At 76.9% G+C, this 19007-nt stretch carries 13 protein-coding genes; 10 read left to right on the plus strand and 3 right to left on the minus strand.

Annotation, left to right across the window (positions count from 1 at the left end; genetic code table 11):
• Positions 1–11 precede the first annotated feature (11 nt).
• From hydA to NRO40_RS24640, 4 genes are all read left to right on the plus strand, one after another.
• Positions 12–1415 carry a dihydropyrimidinase gene (gene hydA / locus NRO40_RS24625; protein ID WP_058940190.1) on the plus strand — a complete coding sequence of 468 codons (1404 nt, stop codon included), beginning with the start codon at positions 12–14 and terminating at the stop codon, positions 1413–1415.
• Between the two features lie 11 nt (positions 1416–1426).
• Positions 1427–2428: a TIGR03842 family LLM class F420-dependent oxidoreductase gene (locus tag NRO40_RS24630; protein WP_058940189.1), complete on the plus strand. Its 1002-nt coding sequence runs from the start codon at positions 1427–1429 to the stop codon at positions 2426–2428.
• Positions 2429–2593: 165 nt separating this feature from the next.
• The gene (locus NRO40_RS24635) at positions 2594–2785 is read left to right on the plus strand and encodes a hypothetical protein (protein WP_058940188.1); all 192 of its coding nucleotides are present in this window, start codon (positions 2594–2596) and stop codon (positions 2783–2785) included.
• Positions 2786–3036: 251 nt separating this feature from the next.
• Positions 3037–4461, plus strand: a complete 1425-nt coding sequence (locus tag NRO40_RS24640; protein ID WP_058940187.1) for an amidase — start codon at positions 3037–3039, stop codon at positions 4459–4461.
• 83 nt (positions 4462–4544) lie between these two features.
• On the opposite strand, the gene NRO40_RS24645 is transcribed toward NRO40_RS24640, so the two are convergent.
• Positions 4545–9170, minus strand: a complete 4626-nt coding sequence (locus NRO40_RS24645) for a hypothetical protein (protein ID WP_058940186.1) — start codon at positions 9168–9170, stop codon at positions 4545–4547.
• 610 nt (positions 9171–9780) lie between these two features.
• Here NRO40_RS24645 and NRO40_RS24650 point away from each other — a divergent pair.
• From NRO40_RS24650 to NRO40_RS24660, 3 genes are all read left to right on the plus strand, one after another.
• Positions 9781–10614, plus strand: coding sequence for an inositol monophosphatase family protein (locus NRO40_RS24650; RefSeq protein ID WP_257375505.1), 834 nt, complete (start codon positions 9781–9783; stop codon positions 10612–10614).
• 247 nt (positions 10615–10861) lie between these two features.
• The gene (locus tag NRO40_RS24655; protein WP_058940185.1) at positions 10862–12283 is read left to right on the plus strand and encodes a phytoene desaturase family protein; all 1422 of its coding nucleotides are present in this window, start codon (positions 10862–10864) and stop codon (positions 12281–12283) included.
• Positions 12284–12331: 48 nt separating this feature from the next.
• Positions 12332–12841 carry an O-acetyl-ADP-ribose deacetylase gene (locus NRO40_RS24660; RefSeq protein ID WP_058940184.1) on the plus strand — a complete coding sequence of 170 codons (510 nt, stop codon included), beginning with the start codon at positions 12332–12334 and terminating at the stop codon, positions 12839–12841.
• A gap of 106 nt (positions 12842–12947) precedes the next feature.
• Here NRO40_RS24660 and NRO40_RS30635 read toward each other — a convergent pair whose 3' ends face one another.
• Positions 12948–14432, minus strand: a complete 1485-nt coding sequence (locus NRO40_RS30635) for a trypsin-like serine protease (RefSeq protein WP_058940183.1) — start codon at positions 14430–14432, stop codon at positions 12948–12950.
• A 538-nt stretch (positions 14433–14970) separates the two neighbouring features.
• Positions 14971–15606, minus strand: coding sequence for a TetR/AcrR family transcriptional regulator (locus NRO40_RS24670; RefSeq protein WP_058940182.1), 636 nt, complete (start codon positions 15604–15606; stop codon positions 14971–14973).
• 118 nt (positions 15607–15724) lie between these two features.
• Here NRO40_RS24670 and NRO40_RS24675 point away from each other — a divergent pair, with 118 nt between their 5' ends.
• The 3 genes from NRO40_RS24675 to NRO40_RS24685 all read left to right on the plus strand — a co-directional run bounded on the left by NRO40_RS24675 (position 15725) and on the right by NRO40_RS24685 (position 18970).
• Positions 15725–16294 carry an NAD(P)H-dependent oxidoreductase gene (locus NRO40_RS24675; RefSeq protein WP_058940181.1) on the plus strand — a complete coding sequence of 190 codons (570 nt, stop codon included), beginning with the start codon at positions 15725–15727 and terminating at the stop codon, positions 16292–16294.
• A gap of 695 nt (positions 16295–16989) precedes the next feature.
• Positions 16990–18465, plus strand: coding sequence for an AlkA N-terminal domain-containing protein (locus NRO40_RS24680; RefSeq protein WP_058940180.1), 1476 nt, complete (start codon positions 16990–16992; stop codon positions 18463–18465).
• A 10-nt stretch (positions 18466–18475) separates the two neighbouring features.
• Positions 18476–18970, plus strand: coding sequence for a methylated-DNA--[protein]-cysteine S-methyltransferase (locus NRO40_RS24685; protein ID WP_058940179.1), 495 nt, complete (start codon positions 18476–18478; stop codon positions 18968–18970).
• Positions 18971–19007: the final 37 nt, after the last annotated feature.

Raw genomic sequence — 19007 nt, forward strand, 5'->3', positions numbered from 1 at the left:
GCCGCCAGGCCATGAGCACCCGCACCCTCGTCCGGGGCGGCCTCGTCATCACCGCCGCCGAGGAGACCCACGCCGACGTCCTGGTCCAGGACGGCCGCGTCGCCGCGCTCGCCGCCCACGGCAGCGGCGTCGCCGACTCCTGGACCGCCGACCGCACCATCGACGCCACCGGCCGGTACGTCATTCCCGGAGGGGTCGACGCCCACACCCACATGGAACTGCCCTTCGGCGGCACCTTCGCCTCCGACGACTTCGAGACCGGCACGCGCGCCGCCGCCTGGGGCGGCACCACCACCATCGTCGACTTCGCCGTGCAGTCCGTCGGCCACACCCTGCGCGAGGGGCTCGACGCCTGGCACGCCAAGGCCGACGGCAAGTGCGCCGTCGACTACGCCTTCCACATGATCCTCTCCGACGTCGACGAGCACGCGCTCAAGGAGATGGACCTGCTGGTCGAGGAGGGCGTCACCTCCTTCAAGCTGTTCATGGCCTACCCCGGGGTCTTCTACAGCGACGACGGCCGCATCCTGCGCGCCATGCAGCGCTCCGCCCTCAACGGCGGACTGATCATGATGCACGCGGAGAACGGCATCGCCATCGACGTCCTCGTCGAGCAGGCCCTCGCCCGCGGCGAGACCGACCCGCGCCACCACGGGGAGGTCCGCAAGGCCCTCCTGGAGGCCGAGGCCACCCACCGCGCCATCCAGCTCGCCCGCGTCGCCGGCGCCCCCCTGTACGTCGTGCACGTCTCGGCGGAGGAGGCCGTCGCCGAACTGGCCGTCGCGCGCGACCGGGGCCTGCCCGTCTTCGGCGAGACCTGCCCCCAGTACCTGTTCCTCTCCACGGACAACCTCGCCGAGCCCGACTTCGAGGGCGCCAAGTACGTGTGCAGCACCCCGCTCAGGCCCCGCGAGCACCAGGCGGCCCTCTGGCGCGGACTGCGCACCGACGACCTCCAGGTCGTCTCCACCGACCACTGCCCGTTCTGCTTCAAGGGCCAGAAGGAGCTCGGCCGCGGCGACTTCTCCCGCATCCCCAACGGCCTGCCCGGCGTCGAGAACCGCATGGACCTCCTGCACCAGGCCGTCGTCGACGGGCACATCAGCCGCCGCCGCTGGATCGAGATCGCCTGCGCCGCCCCGGCCCGGATGTTCGGCCTGTACCCGAAGAAGGGCACCATCGCTCCCGGCGCCGACGCCGACATCGTCGTCTACGACCCCGCGACGACCCAGACGATCTCCGCCCGGACCCACCACATGAACGTCGACTACTCCGCGTACGAGGGCCGCACCGTCACCGGCCGGGTGGAGACCGTCCTGTCGCGCGGCGAGGTCGTCATCGACCGCCGCACCTACACCGGCCGCGCCGGGCACGGCGTGTACACCCCGCGCGCCACCTGCCAGTACCTGACCTGAGGAGGCCCCGTATGGACTTCGGACTCGTCCTGCAGACCGACCCGCCCGCCTCCGAGGTCGTCGGGCTCATGCGGCGCGCCGAGCGCAACGGCTTCCGGTACGGCTGGACCTTCGACTCCGCCGTGCTCTGGCAGGAGCCCTTCGTCATCCACAGCCGGATCCTCGAACACACCACCAAGCTGCGCGTCGGCCCCATGGTCACCAATCCCGGGACGAGGGCCTGGGAGGTCACCGCCTCGACGTTCGCCACCCTCAACGACATGTACGGCAACCGCACCGTCTGCGGCATCGGGCGCGGGGACTCCGCGATGCGGGTCGCCGGGCGGCAGCCGAACACCCTCGCCCGGCTCGGCGAGGCCATCGACGTCATCCGGGACCTCGCCGAGGGCCGCGAGGCGCTCGTCGACGGCAAGCCCGTCCGCATCCCCTGGATCAGGGACGGCCGGCTGCCGGTGTGGATGGCGGCGTACGGGCCCAAGGCCCTCGCGCTCGCCGGGCGGAAGGCGGACGGGTTCATCCTCCAGCTCGCCGACCCGTTCCTCACGGAGTGGATGGTCAAGGCGGTGCGGAAGTCCGCGGAGGACGCCGGTCGCGACCCCGCCGCCATCAGCGTCTGCGTCGCCGCGCCCGCGTACGTGGGGGACGACCTGGCGCACGCGCGCGAGCAGTGCCGCTGGTTCGGCGGCATGGTCGGCAACCACGTCGCCGACCTGGTCGGCCGGTACGGCGAGCACTCGGACCTGGTGCCGGAGGCGCTCACCGCGTACATCAAGGGACGGCAGGGGTACGACTACAGCCACCACGGCCGGGCGGGCAACCCCTCCGCCTCCTTCGTCCCCGACGAGATCGTCGACCGCTTCTGCCTCCTCGGCCCCGTCTCCGCCCACATCGAGAAGCTGCGGGCCCTGCGCGCTCTGGGCGTCGACCAGTTCGCGCTGTACGCCATGCACGACGCGAAGGAGGCCACGATCGACGCGTACGGCGCCGAGGTCATCCCGGCACTGGCCGACTGACGGCCGCCCGATGCCCGGCGACGGCGTGGCGGCGGCCGGCGTCGGGAGGCGCATGGCGGCCTGTGGATGGCGGCCGGGCCGTCTGCGTGTTTCGCGCGGAGCTGCGCGGCTACCCGTCCGATCGACACCCACCGTGGAGAACACGCCCGGGAAGGAGCAGCGGCGATGCCGAATCCGCAACAACCCGAACTGCGGCGCAACGACAAGGGAGCCGGCACCCCGGAGGACAGCCAGGCCCTCAAGGCCGCCGAGCCCACAGGGGGCGGTGGCCGCGCCCACGGCACGGACCGCGGGAACAAGGGCGGCGGGAAGGGCGGCGGCACGCCTCCCGAGCAGCAGCCCGACCACCCGGCCTGAACCCGACCACACCCGGCTCACCCCGGCGACGGACGACGACGTACGCGACGGCCCCCGACCCCTGGGGGCCCGCGCCCCCGCGGCGCCGCCCCGTCGGGAAGCGCCGTCTCCGCCCGTCCACGGCCGCGCGGCGAACGCCCGCGCGGCGGCGAGGTCCGCGGGGCCGACCGGATCGGAGCGGGGCACGAATCGTCGGAAGGCCGCGCCCGGGACCCTGACACGGAGGTTACGCGTCAGTAGGCTCCGGCGGTATGACCCCTCACGCGGCGGTGGCGGACCTCGGGCTCGTGGAGCAGGCACGGCTGGTGCGGGAGGGCGGGGCCAGCTCGGAGTCTCTCGTGCGGGCCGCGCTCGACCGGATCGAGGCGACCCGCGACACCCTCAACGCCTTCCGCTGCGTCCGCGCCGACGCGGCCCTCGCCGAGGCGGCGGACGCCGACCGGCGCCTCGCGGCGGGGGAGCGCCTGCCGCTCCTCGGCGTGCCCGTGGCCGTCAAGGACGACACCGACGTCGCCGGGCTGCCGACCCGCTTCGGCTGTGCGGGAGACGTCCCGCCAGCCGCCTCCGACGGCGAGGCCGTGCGCCGGCTGCGCGCCGCGGGCGCGATCGTCGTCGGCAAGACCAACTCCTGCGAGCTGGGCCAGTGGCCGTTCACCGAGGGCCCCGCCTTCGGCGCCACCCGCAACCCCTGGGACGCCGGGCACACGCCCGGCGGCTCGTCCGGAGGGTCCGCGGCGGCCGTCGCCGCCGGGCTGGTGCCGGCCGCCCTCGGCTCGGACGGCGCCGGGTCGATCCGCATCCCCGCCGCCTGGACCCACCTCGTCGGCGTCAAACCGCAGCGCGGCCGGGTCTCCGTCCACCCGTACGACGACTGCTTCGAGGGCCTCACCGTCAACGGTCCCCTCGCCCGCACCGTCGCCGACGCCGCCCTCCTGCTCGACGCCGTCTCCGGGGCGCATCCCCGGGAGGGCTTCCGGCTGCCGGCCGTCGACGCGTCGGCCGCCGCCCGCCGCGACCCGGGCCGCCTGCGCGTCGCCCTGGCCTGGCGGCCGCCCTTCACCGGCACCCGCGCCCCCCTGCACCCGGGCGTGCGCCGCGCGGTCACCGCGCTCGCCGAGACCCTCGCCCGGCTCGGCCACACCGTGGAGGAGGCCCGCCCCGACTACGGCCTCGTCGGGCTCGGCTTCCTGCCCCGCGCCACCGCCGGGATAGCGGCCTACGCCGACCGCCACCCCGATCCCGCCCTCCTCGACCCGCGCACCCGCGGCGCCACCCGCACGGGCCACCGTCTCGGCGGCCGGCTCCTGCGCGCCGCCCGCGCCCGCGAACTGCGCCAGCACCGCAGGATCGGCGCACTGTTCACCGCGTACGACGTGGTCCTCACGCCCACCACGGCCGCCCCGCCCCCACGGATCGGCGCCTTCGACGGTCTGCCGGGGTGGCGCACCGACCTCGCCATCGCGGCGGCCTGCCCCTACGCCTGGCCGTGGAACGTCCTCGGCTGGCCCGCCGTCAACGTCCCCGCCGGCTTCACCGCCGACGGCCTGCCCGTCGGCGCCCAACTGCTCGGCCCCGGCGGCGGTGAGGAACGGCTCGTCTCCCTCGCCGCCCAGCTGGAGGACGACCTGCGCTGGTACGAGCTCCGCCCGCCGGGCGCACCGGCCGCCGCTGCCTGATTCGCCGACGGCGGGGGGTGGGGGTGGCCCCCCGTGCCCGGAGGTCACGGGGGGCGTGCCGGGCGGGACTCTCCGGACGGGCCCTACGGGCGTGCCGCCCACGCCCGGGCGAACAGCTCGTGCGGGGGCGCCACGGGCAGCAGCCGCAGCCACGGCACCGACAGCCGCGGGGAGACCGAGGCCCCGTACGAGGCGAGCTTCGCGGTCTCCAACGGCAGTTCGGGGGCCCTCAGGTCGGTCCACGGCCCCGGGACGAACGCGGTGCGCCCCGCCCGCGCCCGCCGGCCGGTCTCCACCGCGCCCGCGGCCGCCAGCTCCTCCTGGGCCGCCCGGTGCCGGGCGGGCGTCCAGTCGTTCCATCGGCGGACGTTGCGGTCGGTGGGCCGCGCCAGTGTCAGGAGCTGGAGGTACAGCGCCGCCGCGTCTCCTCCGACACCGAGGTCCGCGGCGGCGGTCGCCACCAGGTCCGGCACGCTCAGCGCGGGGTTCAGCTCGTACCCGCCGGGCGGAACCGGCGTCGCGGCCGCCCGCGCCACCATGCGGGCGACGCCGCCGTCGCGGACCTCCCGCATCCACCCGACCCGCTCCACCACCCACGTCAGGCCCAGCCCGTCGCAGCGCCGCAGCGCGTGCTCCACCCGCTCGGGGTCGCCCAGCGCGGCCGTCCGCAGGAACGCGTCGCCACCGGGGGCGGCGACCACGAACACCCCGTCGTCGTACACGCCGGTCGTCGCGACGGTGTCGTCGAGCAGCGGCTGCGCGCAGGGCAGGACGGCGCCCGCGTACGCGGGGACGGCCGGGTCGGCGGCCATCGCCTCCGCGAACCGGCGCCACCCGTGGAGGGGAACCAGCGTGCGCGGGTCGTCCAGCAGCCGCCGCAACCGCCCGTGGAGCGCGGTCGCCCCCGCCACGGCCGGATCGCCCACCGGCCGCTCGCACAGCGCCCACACCACCAGCGCCACGAGCCGTTCGTCCGGCAGCCGCGAGGTGGTCAGCCACGTCCCCGGCGTGCCGTCGGCGGTCGCCTCGTGCACCTGGAGGCCGCCCCTCCGGCCGGCCGCGAGGACGCACCCGGCGCCGGAGAAGCCGACCACCCCCTCCGGCAGCTCACCCGTCGCCAGACCGCGCGACCACTCCGCGCCGAGGCCCAGGCCCTCCTCCAGCGCCCCCGCGAGCTCCTCGTCGACGTACTCCGCCGTCCCCAGCAGCCGCGCCCACACCTCCGCCATGCGCCCGGCGGCGGCCGCCATGCCGCCGTCGGCCCACAGCTCGGCCGGGTCCTCGGGGACGCCCGCCGCGAGCACCGCGAGGCGCCCGCGCTGCCCGAGCCGGTGCCACAGCGACACGTACTCGTCGATGACGGCCTTCGTGGCCCGGTACGGCTTCCCCCGCAGCATGCGGTGGTCGTCGTCGTGCCGCTCGCGGCGCGGCAGCCCCCCGAGCACGAGCGCCGCCACCGTGCGCCGCACCCCGGTCCGCCACGCGAAGACGTCGACGGCCCCCGGCGGCACGGCCGGCGGGCCGTACCGGTCAAGCAGCTCCAGCAGCCTCGGCAGGCGCCCGGCGTCGTCCCCCTCGACGGTGAACGTCACGGTCTCCGCGGCCCCCGACGGCGCGGGATCGTCCTCCCGCTGGAGGAACCGCGCCGTACCGCCGCGCTCCGCGCCCGAGGCCGGCACCCCGCCCGCGGCGCGGCACGCGGCCACCGCCTCCGTCGGCGCCCGACCGGTACGCCACCGGCCGCCGCGCTCCGCGAACGGCTGCCGGCTCCACACCTGCAGCAGCGCCGCGAGCGCCCGCCGCTCCGCCTCCGGCGTGGTACCGGCCACCGCCCGCCAGGCCACGGCGTCGATCCGGCCCGCCAGCGCGGCCCACTCCACGGGCTCCGCCGGCAGGGCCAGGCGCCGCGTCTCGTCGTCGATCTCCCCGCGCAGGTGGCGGCCGTCGGCCGCCACCGCCGTCAGCGTCGCGGGCTGCGGGCGGGCCACGTGCGCCTCGAACGGCCGCAGCGCGGGCAGCAGCCCGTACAGCGCGGGCGCCAGCACCGTGTCCGGTACCGCCTCCGGCAGCTCCACCACCGGGCCGGACCGCATGACGCCCACCCGCCGCGACAGCTCCTCCCGCCGCCGCAGCACGTCGGCGGCGAGCAGCGTGGCGCGCACCGCGCCCGCCACGACGCGGGGCTCCGTCACCTCGGGCAGCACACGCGCCACTTCCGCCCGTACGGCCTCCGCGGCACCCTCACCGGAACGGTCGCGGGCCGCGTGGAGGAGGGCGCGCGCGGCGTCGTCACCGACCGCGCGCAGCGCCTTGGAGGACGTCTCGTCCCGGGGCGTGAGGAAGTGCCAGAAGGCCGGCGGGGGCAGCGGGCCGACGGCGTGCCCGGACGGCTTGCGCCGGCGGTTCCGCGCGCCGGCGGGGAAGCCGTGCGCCTCCCACAGCAGTGAGCCGTCCTCCACGGCGTACACCCGCACGTCGTCCGGCTGCACCAGGACCGCGTCCTCGCCGCCCGCCGGCATCCGCAGGACGCCCCACGGGTGGCGGCCCGGCTGCCGGGCGCGGAACCGGGCGCGGCGCCCGTCGACGCCCTCCAGCAGGAAGTCGGTCGGCGACGGTCCCGCGTACGCCGTGCGGTGCAGCACCCGGCAGCCCACCAGCCGCCCGTCCTGCCCCAGCGGCGAGGCGGGCGCACCCTCCGGCAGGACCGCCAGGGTGAGCGCGTCCGAGTGGAGCGCGTGGTCCGGCGGGACGTCGCCGGTGCCGTGGAACGCGGGCAGCTCCCGCTTCCCGCCGCGCTCCCCGGTGACCGGGTCGACGCGCTCCCAGTCGTCCCCGTACACCCGGGCGCTCCAGAACCGGGTGCCGTCGCTCATCTGCAGCTCACGGCAGTCCACGCCCTCCCGGCCGCCCGGCCGCAGCACCCGGCTGCCGTCGTGCCGGCCGCCACCGTCCGGGGTGGCGAACTGGAAGCCGAACGCCCCGTCGATGATCCCGTCGAACGGACGCAGACCACCCCAGCGCTCCGGCGTGAACACGTCCTGCGGCCGGTCGGCCCAGAAGGCCCGCGTGCCGTACGAGCCGCGCTCCTCGTCCGTCCAGCTGACGAGGAAGGAGCCGCCCACGAAGTGCACGACGTGCAGCGTCGCCCCCTCCGGGACCCGGAACGCGCACGCGCCGCGCCGCCCCCCGTGGTCCACCGCGACGGCCCGGTCCGCGCCGTACACGGTGAGCACCGGCCACGTGCTCGTCACGCCGCGCACCCCGCCGGGCCCGAACTCCGTCACGGCCTCCTCCAGCGCGGGCCACCCCAGCTCCTCGGGGAGTCCCGCGCGCAGCGCCCGCCCCAGCGGCCCCACCAGGTCCACGGCCGCGAGCGCCTCCTCGACGCCCTCCAGCGCCGTGGCCGTGGGCCGGTCCAGCAGCGCGGCCAGTTCGTCCACCGCCTCGTCGGCGGCGGCGACGCCACCGCCGCGCGCCTCCGCCAGCAGCGCCTCGACGCGCGCGTGCACCTCGGCGGCGATGCCCGCGTTCTCCGGCAGGCGCGTGATCGCCGTGCCGCCACCGCGCAGCCCGGCGTGGACCGTCCCCTCCAGGCGCCGCCCGAAGACCGGGTCCGCGGCGAGCGCCCGCAGGTCGCGCCGCGACCGCTCGCCCCAGAACTCCAGCCGGACCGCGTCGCCCGGGTCCTCCACGGCGATCCCCTCGGCCAGGCAGGCGTCCAGCAGGTCGGCGTCCAGCCCCGGGTACCGGTAGCGGTCCTCATGGATCCGTACCGGCGTCCCGGCCGCGCGCAACAGCGGCGCGAACCGCGCCACCAGCGCGAACAGCTCCTGCGGCATGGGCTGCCGGAACACGCCGCCGCCCCGCCGCCCGTGCCCGTACATGCGCGTGTACCGGCCCAACCAGGCCGCGACGCCACCCTCCGGCGCCACCCGCCCGGCCACCACGGCGTCGGCGGCGCCGGACCGCAGGAGCAACCGCAGCCAGGCCGACGCGTCGCCCCGCGACTCGGGGAACAGGTCGACCAGCGGCGCGTACGCCGCGTCCTCCAGGGGGTGCGCGGCCAGCAACCCCGCGACCGCGTCCAGCAGCGCGTCCGGCACGGCCCTCCCGCGCGCCCCGCCCATGATCCGCGCCAGGACACGGGCGTCCTCCGCCGTGTCGAGGCCGGCCGCGCGCGCCGACGCGCGCACGCGCCGCGCCAGGTCGGCGGGGAGCTCGCCGGGGGAGGTCGCCCACGCCGTGAGGACCCGCAGGTACTCCTCGTGCGCGCCGGTCGGGTCCCACGTCCGCGCCAGCCACCGCTGGTGCTCGCTCAGCTCCTTGGCGGGCAGCGCGCCCCGGGCCGCGAGCAGCAGGACGTTCCCCGTCCGCCACGCGGGGTCCACCGGCAGGGTGTGCTCCTGCTCCGCCTTGCGCGCCAGGGCGTAGGCCCGGCCCGCGTAGCGGTCGCTGGTGCCGCACAGCCGGTGCGCCACCGTGTCCCAGAACCAGGGGAGGTGGGCCGGTGGCAGCCGCCGCGCCCGGGCCTCCATCGCCTCCAGGAACCGCCCGGGCTTCTCCCGCGCCCGGTTGAGACCGGCCCACACGTCCTCCAGCAGGGCGACCGCCACCGCCTCCGCGGCCGGATCGTGCGCGCGCACCCAGTCGGTGTAGGCGTGCGACCTGTGCAGTTCCGTGGGGAGCGGGAGGGCGACGTTCGTGACCATGACGGTGATCCTGGCAGCCGCCACCGACAACCCCCGCGCCCGGGCCGGGGTCCACGTCCCCGGTCCCCGGTCCTCGGTCCTCGGCCCCCGGTCTCCCGTCCCCGTCCCTGCCCCCGGTCCGTTGTCCGGCCCGCTGTCCGGCCCGGCCCGGCCCCGGTTCGCCCGCCCAGCAGGAACCCGGCCGCCGCGCCGCCGTGTCCGGCGACCGGTCGGCGGTCGTGCCGATGGCCGTCCGCCCACGGGGGAGTCTCCGCCGGGCTCCCGGGCTCCCGGGCTCCCGGGCCGCCGCGCCGGCCGGTACGAGGACGGGGTCCGCTGTCCGTCGCCTGGTGGCCCGTCCGCCGGGTGTCTCCAGGGGACGGTCGGTCCCGTAGGTCCAGTGGCTCACGTGGGGCTGGTGGGTCCTGTGGGGGTCCTGTGGGGGCCGGTGGCTCCCGTGGGACCGGTAGGGCTTGCCGGCACCGGTGGCCCCGTAGGACCGACGGGTCCGGTGTCCCGATGGGCTGTGGCGAACCCCGGGGGAACGGGGGGTGACGCCGGGAGCGGCCCCCGCCCCCGCGCGTCACGTCGCCGAGGCCGGCGTGTCGGTGGGCCGTGGTGTGATGGACGCATGATCGACGACGACCTGCTGGACGACACCGCGTTCCTGTCCGCCGCCGGTGAAGCGGTCCTCGAGGCCGCGGCCGAGGAAGTGACGCCCCGTTGGCGGCGGCTCGCCGCGCACGAGGTGGACGAGAAGGCCGGCCCGCACGACCTCGTGACGGTCGCGGACCGGGCCGCCGAGGCGCGGCTGACGGAGACCCTCACGGCGTTGCTCCCCGGCTCCGTCGTGGTCGGCGAGGAAGGCGTGCACGCCGATCCGCGCCGGTACGACGCGGTGCGCGGCGACGCCCCGGTGTGGATCGTCGACCCGGTCGACGGAACTCGCCAGTTCGTCCAGGGCGATCCCGGCTTCTGCACGCTCGTCGCCCTCGCCCGGCACGGACGGGTGCTGGCGTCCTGGACGCACGCGCCGGCGCTCGGCGAGACGGCCGTGGCCGTACGCGGCCGCGGCGCCCGGCTGAACGGCGCGGAGCTGCGGGCCGGTTCGCCCGCGCCCGGGGCGGCCCTGCGCGTCGCCACGGCCCACCCCGACTACGCCACGCCCGCGCAGGAACAGGCCCTCGCCGGCCTCCGGGTGGAGGGCGTCGATCCCCGCCCGTGCGGCTCCGCGGGCCTCGCGTACCTGTCGGTGGCGCGCGGGGAGCGCGACGCCGTCGCGTTCACGTGGGAGTACGCCTGGGACCACGCGGCGGGGCTGCTCCTCGTCGAGGAGGCGGGCGGGACCCACGTCACGGTCGACGGCGTCCCCTTCCGCGTCACCGGCGGCAACACCCTGCCGTTCACGGCCGCCCGCGACGAGGCGACGGCGACACGGATCAGGTCTCTCCTGCGCCCGCAGTGAGCCACGGCCGGCGGTGCGCGGTCGTCCACGGTGACGGGCCGGCCGCGCCACGGCCGGCAGGGCGACGCCCGCGTCCCCCGGACCCGCGGCACCGCGTCCCCGGTGCCCGAGGCGGCGCCGACCGCCCTCGCCGAGGGCGGGCCCCGGCCGCGCCCGAAGCGGCCCGACCACCCGCCCCCGGGCGGGCGGGCGCGGCCCGCGGCCTATCCTGGCGGTTCTGGCCGTCGGCAGACGAAGGAGTGCGAACGTGCCGTCGATGCTCGATGCCGTCGTCGTGGGGGCGGGCCCCAACGGGCTGACCGCCGCCGTCGAACTCGCCCGCCGCGGCTTCTCCGTAGCCGTGTTCGAGGCGAAGGACACCATCGGCGGGGGAGCGCGCACCCAGGAGCTGACCCTGCCCGGGTTCCGCCACGACCCCTGCTCGGCGGTCCACCCGCTGGGCATCGGCTCGCCCGCCTTCCGCGCCATGCCGCTGGACCGCTACGGCCTGGAGTGGCTCCACGCGCCGCTCCCGATGGCACACCCCTTCGACGACGGCACGGCCGCGGTGCTGTCGCGGTCCGTCGCGGAGACGGCCGCGTCGTTCGGGCCGCGCGACGCCGGTGCCTACCGGCGCCTGGTCGCGCCGTTCGCCGGGCGGTGGGACACGCTCGCCCGGGACTTCATGTCCCTGCCGCTGACCGCCCTGCCCCGCGACCCGGTCACCCTCGCCCGGTTCGGCCTGGCCGGCCTGCCCCCCTCGACATGGCTGATGCGCCGCTTCCGCGACGACCGGGCCCGCGCCCTCTTCGCGGGCCTCGTCGCACACGTCATCGCGCCCCTCGACGGCCTGGCCACCGGGGCGATCGGCCTCGTCTTCGCCCTCGCCGCGCACGCCAACGGCTGGCCGCTGCCGCGCGGCGGCTCCCAGGCCGTCTCCGACGCCCTCGCCGGCCTCCTACGGGACCACGGCGGCGCGATCCACACGGAGTACGAGGTCAAGCGGCTCGACGACCTGCCGCCGGCCCGCGCCTACGTCTTCGACACGTCCCCCACGGCCCTCGCCCGCATCGCCGGACTGGGCGGCTACTACGACGGCTACCGCTACGGCGCCTCCGTCTTCAAGATCGACTACGCGCTGGACGGACCCGTCCCCTGGACCGCCGAGGAGCCCCGCCGCGCCGGCACCGTCCAGATCGGACCCGGCAGCCGCGACATCGCGACCGCCCTGCGCGGGGTCTCGCGCGGTACGGCCCCCGAGGCGCCCTTCCTGATCACCGCCCAGCCGAGCGTGGCCGACCCGGGCCGCGCCCCCGCGGGCAAGCACGTGTTCTGGGCGTACGGCCACGTCCCCAACGGCTGGCAGGGCGACCTCACGGACGCGATCGAGCGGCAGATCGAACGCTTCGCGCCGGGCTTCCGCGACCTCGTCCTCGCCCGCGCCACCGCCGGTCCGCCGCAACTGGCCGCGCACAACGCCAACTACATCGGCGGCGACATCGCCTGCGGCGCCGCCACCGGCCTGCAACTGCTGCTGCGCCCGCGGCTGACGCCGTTCCCGTACAGCACCCCGCACCCCGCGGTGTTCCTCTGCTCCTCCGCCACCCCGCCGGGCCCCGGCGTCCACGGCATGTCCGGTCACAACGCGGCCAAGGCGGTCTGGCGGCACCTGCGGCGCACCGCCCGCTGAGGGACGGGGACGGAGACGGGGCACGGGCACGGGTGACAGGATGCGGCCATGACCGAACCGTCCCTCGTCCTCGGTGACATCACCCGCCAGCGGGTCGACGCCGTCGTCAACGCCGCCAACTCCTCGCTGCTGGGCGGCGGAGGCGTCGACGGTGCGATCCACCGGGCGGGCGGCCCGGAGATCCTCGCCGAGTGCCGCCGGCTGCGCGCCTCCCACTACGGCCGGGGCCTCGCCACCGGCCAGGCGGTCGCCACCACGGCCGGGCGGCTCCCCGCCCGCTGGGTCATCCACACCGTGGGGCCCGTGTTCTCCGCCGAGGAGGACCGTTCCCCCCTTCTGGCCTCCTGCTACCGGGAGTCGCTGCGCGTCGCGGACGAACTGGGCGCCCGTACGGTGGCGTTCCCGGCCATCTCCACGGGCGTCTACCGCTGGCCGATGGACGACGCGGCCCGCATCGCCGTGGCGGCGGTGCGGGCCGCGAGGACCGCCGTCGAGGAGGTCGTCCTCGTCCTCCACGACGAAGCGGCGTACGAGGCGTTCGCCGCGCGGATGCGCTGACGACGCCTCCCGCCCCGGCCGCGCCTTTGGCTCCGGCCGCCCGGCGTGCCCCGTGTGCGGCGTGCCCGGCGTGCGGGGGTGGACCCGCACGCCGGCGCTCCGCGGGTCAGAGCGAGGTGTGGGTGGCCCACAGGGCCTTGCCGTCCGGGCCGTACAGGACGAGGTTGGCGTCGTCCTGGAGCAGGAGGTGGGAGCCGGCCGAGAAGGTGCCGGTGTTCCACAGCGCCCCGCCCTGGGTCGGGCCGCCGTCCTTCGCGTACAGCACGAAGTTGCCGTCGGTCTGCATGAGGGCGTAGGCGCCGGGGTGGTGGCCGCCGACCGTCCACAGCTCCTTGCCGGTGGTGCGGTCACGCAGGGAGAGCCGACCCAGCGCGTCCATCAGCAGGACGGCGCGCGCGCTCTGCGCCCACGCGCCGGGCATCAGCCGCTTGCCGGCCGCGACCTTGTTGTCGCGCATCCAGGTGTCCGAGTGCCACAGGGCCGAGCCGGCGCCGCCGGTGGCGGGACGCGAGTACACGACGAGGTTGCCGTCGCTCTGCAGGGCGGCGAAGGCGCCCTCGTTGCCGTGGGTGCGGGTGCTCCACAGACCGCCGCCGGTGCTGGGGCTGCCGTCCTTGCCGTAGACGACGAGGTTGCCGTCGTGCTGCATCACCGCGTACGCGCCGGGGTTGCCGTACGTGCCGCTGGCCCACAGGGCGCCGCCGCCGGCGTTGTGGTACGCCACCAGGTTGCCGTCGGTCTGCATGACGAACTTGACGTGGTGGGAGGCGAGCATCTGGCCGGGAAGCAGCCTCTGACCGGGCGCCAGGTGCACGGCGCGGTTCGTCGTGGCGGTCACCCAGGCGGCCAGGCCGTCCGTACGGGACTCGAAGGCGCCGGTGCGCGTGGCGGTGCTGCCGAAGCAGCCGCCCTGCCAGGAGCGGCTCGTGACGGCGACGAGGGTGGGCACGCCGTTCTCGGTGCGCAGCGCGGGGCCGCCGGTGTCACCCTGGCAGACGGACGCGTCGGCGGGGGACGTCGCGGCGATCTCGAACTCGGTCGCGGTGGTGGCGCCGACGGTGAAGACGGCGGAGTGGAGACGGTCGGGGACCCAGGTGGTCTTCGTGCGGCCGAAGCCGGCGACCGTCAGCTCCTCGCCCGCGGTGGGCGCCTGCCCGCTGGGCTTGACCGGGGCGATCCCGGTGGCGGGCCGGTCCAGCCGGGCCATGACGAGGTCGCGATCGGCGCGCGGCACCAGCTCGACGATGTTCGCGGTGTGCCCGCCCGAGGCGTTCAGGTCGGTCTTGCCCACGGTGACCGTGGTCCTGGCGGCGGGTGCGCCGGTGGGGATGTCGATGCTCTGGGCGGGGTTGGCCGCGAAGCAGCTCTTCGCGGTGAGCACCCAGCGCGGGTCGACGAGGACGCCGGAGCAGGCCCGGCTGTGCGGCTCGTCGCCGATGACGAGGCGGGCGGTGAACGCGTACTGGCCGGCCGGGACGGGCTGGCCCACGGCGGCCCGCGCCGCGCCGGGCGCGAGGAGGATGGCGCCGAGGGCGGCACAGGCGGTCAGGGCGCCGCCGAGCCGGCGGGCGCGGGGACGGGTACGGGGCATGGTCTTCCTCGGGGAACGGGGAGCCGGCGTGGCCGGCGTCGGCGGCTGGGACGGAGCGGCCCGGTCCGTCACGGGACCGGTGCGGGTGCCGGCGCGCGGCCGCGGCCGCGCGAGCAGGGCGAAAGAGCCCCTCCACGCGGCGGGCACCCGTGGACCGGGCGGGGGGTCAGGGGTCCGAGGGCCACACGGGGCGCCGCCAAGATCGTGCGGAGCCGCCTGAGAACGGCGCGGGACGGTGCGGATACCGCGCGGGGCGGCTCGGATGCCGCGCAGGACGGAACATGCGATGCGTCAACTCCCCCCGGATCACGACGCGCCGGTCCCCCCGGGCCGGCTGTCGATCATTCTTGTCGTCCGGGTTCCAGTCGCGCAAGCGTTCGGAGGGCGCGTCGCCCGAACGTGTGAGGGCGGCTCGTCGGCGGCGGATGGACGGGCCACGGCCCGACCGGTGGCGGCCCGCGGGCGTCGACGCTCCCGGCTGCCCCGAGGCCGGGGGGCGCGGGGGCGCGGGGCGACCGGGAATCCGAGGGGTGGGGGGTCAGTCGTGCGTCGCGGGCGGCAGCAGCCGTGACACCAGGTCGTGCCAGCCGGCTTCCAGGCGCTCCAGCGGCATGCCGCGCCGGGTGAGGAGGTGGTGCACGAGGCTCGTGTCGAGGCTGCCGAGGAGGGTGTGCGCGGCCAGCTCCACGTCGGCCCCCGTGCCGGACTGCCGCAGCAACAGCGTGAGGTGCGTGAGCCGTACGACGCGGGCGGGTACGAGGTGGCGGCGCTCGGCGGTGGGCTGGGCGGCCAGGTACAGGTCGAGGTGGTCCTGCTCGTGGCGCAGGACGGCGGGGCCGAAGGCGTGCAGCCGTTCGCGGGGCGGGGCGTCCGGGCCGAGCGGTGCGGGGCCCGACATGAACGCGGCCTGGAACCGTTCCTCCTGGTGGTCGAGGAGTGCCAGCAGCAGTCCGGCGCGGTCGCCGAAGCGGCGGAAGACGGTCCCCTTGCCGACGTCGGCGGCGCAGGCGATGGCGTCCATGGTCACGTTGGCCGCGCCGTGCTCGGCGGCCAGGCGGGCGGCTGCCTCCAGCAGACGTGCGCGGTTGCGGGCGGCGTCCGCGCGCAGGGGCGGCGGCGCGTCGGTGGGAGTGAGGGGCAGCTCCGTACGTCCGTGCGGGGGCGGAGTGGTCATGGCGGCAGCCTAACGCCCTCGGAAGAAAGTGGACCGTGGTCCGGTTAACTGGTACAACTATAAACGGACCCCGGTCCGGTTAATTGGAAGTCTCCCGTCGTCCCCTCCAGGAGTCCCCATGTCCGCTCGCATCGTCGCCCTCGTCGGTAGCCTCCGCGCCGGCTCCCACAACCGCCAGCTCGCCGAGGCGGCCGTCGACCTCGCCCCCGAGGGCGCCACCGTCGAGGTGTACGAGGGTCTCGCCGACGTCCCCTTCTACAACGAGGACATCGACACCGAGGCGGACCTCCCGCAGGCCGCCGCCCGGCTGCGTGCCGCCGTCACCGACGCCGACGCCCTGTTGCTGTTCACCCCGGAGTACAACGGCACCATGCCGGCCGTCCTCAAGAACGCGATCGACTGGCTGTCCCGCCCCTACGGCGCCGGCGCGCTCCGGGGCAAGCCGGTCGCCGTGATCGGCACCGCCTTCGGCCAGTACGGTGGCGTGTGGGCGCAGACCGAGGTCCGCAAGGCCGTGGGCGTGGCCGGCGGCACCGTGGTGGAGGGCGTCGAGCTCGCCATCCCGGGCTCCGTGACGCGGTTCGCCGAGACCCACCCGTCGGAGGACGCCGAGGTCATCACCGGCCTCTCCGCGGTGCTGACCGGGCTGGTCACCGCGACGGCCGCCCCCGCCGAGGCCACCGCCTGACCCGTCCGCGCCACGGGCCGCCCCTCGCCCGGCCGTCCGGCACCGCTCACCGGACGGCCCCCGGCACGTACGCCCCCGACGGCGGCCGCCCGCGCTCCCCGGCGCCGGGCGGCCGCCGTCATCGCATCCCGCGCTCCCGCGCTCGCACCCCGCGGGGTGCTGCCCGCGCACCATGAGGGGGCACCCCCGGGCGACGTGTACCCGTCCCGGGCCCGGGCCCGTCAGGGCGATTTCCTCGACCGTCCCTCCTGCCCCTCCCATACGGGTCGGCGCCCCGGGCGACGCCCCCGTGGAGCCGGCCCCACGGCCCGCCGGGGCGAGACCCGTGGGGCCCTCCGGCTGCGCCCCCACCGCTCCGCCCGCACCGGTGCCCCGCCCGTGCCCCGCCACTCCGCCCGCACCGGCGCCCCGCCCGTGCCCCGCCGCACCGGGCCCCGCGCTGCCGCCCGCCGGCCGTGTCCCCCGGCCCGCCCGCACAGGTCCGCGCCCGCGCCCCAACCGCCGCCCGTGTCCCCCAGCCCCGCCCCGCAGGTGGCCGGCCCCGCCCCGCAGGTGGTTTCCCCCATAGCCGCTCCGCCCCGCCGCACAGGCGGCCATCCCGCCCCCGCCAGGCGGTCGGCCCCGCCCCAGGCCGGCGGAGGCTCATGTCGGAAAACCGCCAGCGACCCGCCGCCCGGCTGCCCGATGCTGGAACCATGCACACCGACACCGAGCGCTGCGTACGGGCGGTCCGGTCGAAGGACGCCCGCTTCGACGGCTGGTTCTTCACCGCCGTCCTCACCACCCGCATCTACTGCCGCCCCAGCTGCCCGGTGGTGCCCCCCAAGCCCCGGAACATGGTGTTCTACCCGAGCGCCGCCGCCTGCCAGCAGGCCGGGTTCCGCGCCTGCAAGCGCTGTCGGCCCGACACCAGCCCCGGCTCCCCGGAGTGGGACGTACGGGCCGACGCCGTCGCCCGCGCCATGCGCCTCATCCGCGACGGCGTCGTCGACCGCGAGGGCGTCCCCGGTCTCGCCGCCCGCCTCGGGTACTCCACCCGCCAGATCGAGCGGCAGCTCCGCGCCGAACTGGGCGCCGGGCCGCTCGCCCTCGCCCGCGCCCAGCGCGCGCAGACCGCCCGCGTCCTCATCGAGACCACCGCCATGCCCATGGCGGACATCGCCTTCGCCGCCGGGTTCTCCTCCGTGCGCACCTTCAACGAGACGGTCCGCGAGGTCTTCGCCCTCGCCCCCGGCGAGCTGCGCGCCCGTGCCACCGGCCCCCGCGCCGCCCCCTCGCCCACCCCCGGCGTCATCGCCCTGCGGCTGCCCTACCGCACGCCCCTCGACCCGTCCAACCTCTTCGGGCACCTCGCCGCCACCGCCGTCCCCGGCGTCGAGGAGTGGCGCGACGGCGCCTACCGGCGCACGCTCGCCCTCCCGAACGGGCCCGGCATCGTCTCCCTCGCCCCGGCCGCCGGCCACATCGCCTGCCGGCTGCTCCTCACCGACCCGCGCGACCTCTCCCACGCCATCAGCCGCTGCCGCTGGCTCCTCGACCTCGACGCCGACCCCGTCGCCGTCGACGAGCAGCTGCGCGCCGACCCGCTGCTCGCGCCGCTCGTCGACGCGGCGCCCGGCCGCCGCGTCCCCCGTACCGTCGACGCCGCCGAGTTCGCCGTCCGCGCCGTCCTCGGCCAGCAGGTCTCCACGGCCGCGGCCCGCACCCACGCCGGGCGCCTGGTCACCGCGCACGGCACCCCCGTCGAGGACCCCGAGGGGGGACTCACCCATCTGTTCCCCGCGCCCGGGGCGCTCGCCGCGCTCGACCCCGAGGCCCTCGCCCTGCCGCGCACCCGCCGCACGACGCTCACCACCCTTGTCGGCGCTCTCGCCGACGGCACCCTCCGACTGGGCCTGGACACCGACTGGGAGGAGGCCCGCACCCGCCTCCTCGCCCTGCCCGGCCTGGGCCCCTGGACCGTCGAGGCGATCGCCATGAGGGCCCTCGGCGACCCCGACGCCTTCCTCCCCACCGACCTCGGCGTCCGCCGGGCCGCCGCCGGGCTCGGCCTGCCGTCCACTCCCGCCGCGCTCACGGCACGCGCCGCCGCCTGGCGCCCCTGGCGCGCCTACGCCGTCCAGTACCTCTGGGCGACCGACAGCCACCCGATCAACCACCTCCCCTCCTGAGGAAGCCCGCATGAACCGGCAGCACACCGTCGTCGACAGCCCCTACGGCCCGCTCACGCTCGTCGCCACCGACGGCGTCCTCAGCGGGCTGTACATGACCGACCAGCGTCACCGCCCCGCCGAGGAGACCTTCGGCGAACCCGACCCGCGGCCCTTCACCGAGGCCGTCCGCCAGCTGGACGCCTACCACGCCGGCGAACTGACCGCGTTCGACCTGCCCCTGCGCCTGGCCGGCACACCGTTCCAGCGCCGCGTCTGGGACGAGCTGCGCAGGGTCCCCTACGGCGAGACCCGGACGTACGGCGACCTCGCCCGGGCCCTCGGCGCGCCCCAGGCGTCCCGCGCGGTCGGCCTCGCCAACGGCCGCAACCCCGTCGGCATCATCGTCCCCTGCCACCGGGTGATCGGCGCGAGCGGCGGCCTGACCGGCTACGGCGGCGGCCTCGACCGCAAGCGCCGACTGCTCGCCTTCGAGAGCGGCAACCGGGCCGGCGCCCTGTTCTAGGGGGCCGCCCCGGCGGGCGGGCCCGTGCCACGGGCGG

This window comes from Streptomyces changanensis (assembly GCF_024600715.1).
GTDB classification, from domain to species: Bacteria; Actinomycetota; Actinomycetes; order Streptomycetales; family Streptomycetaceae; genus Streptomyces; species Streptomyces changanensis.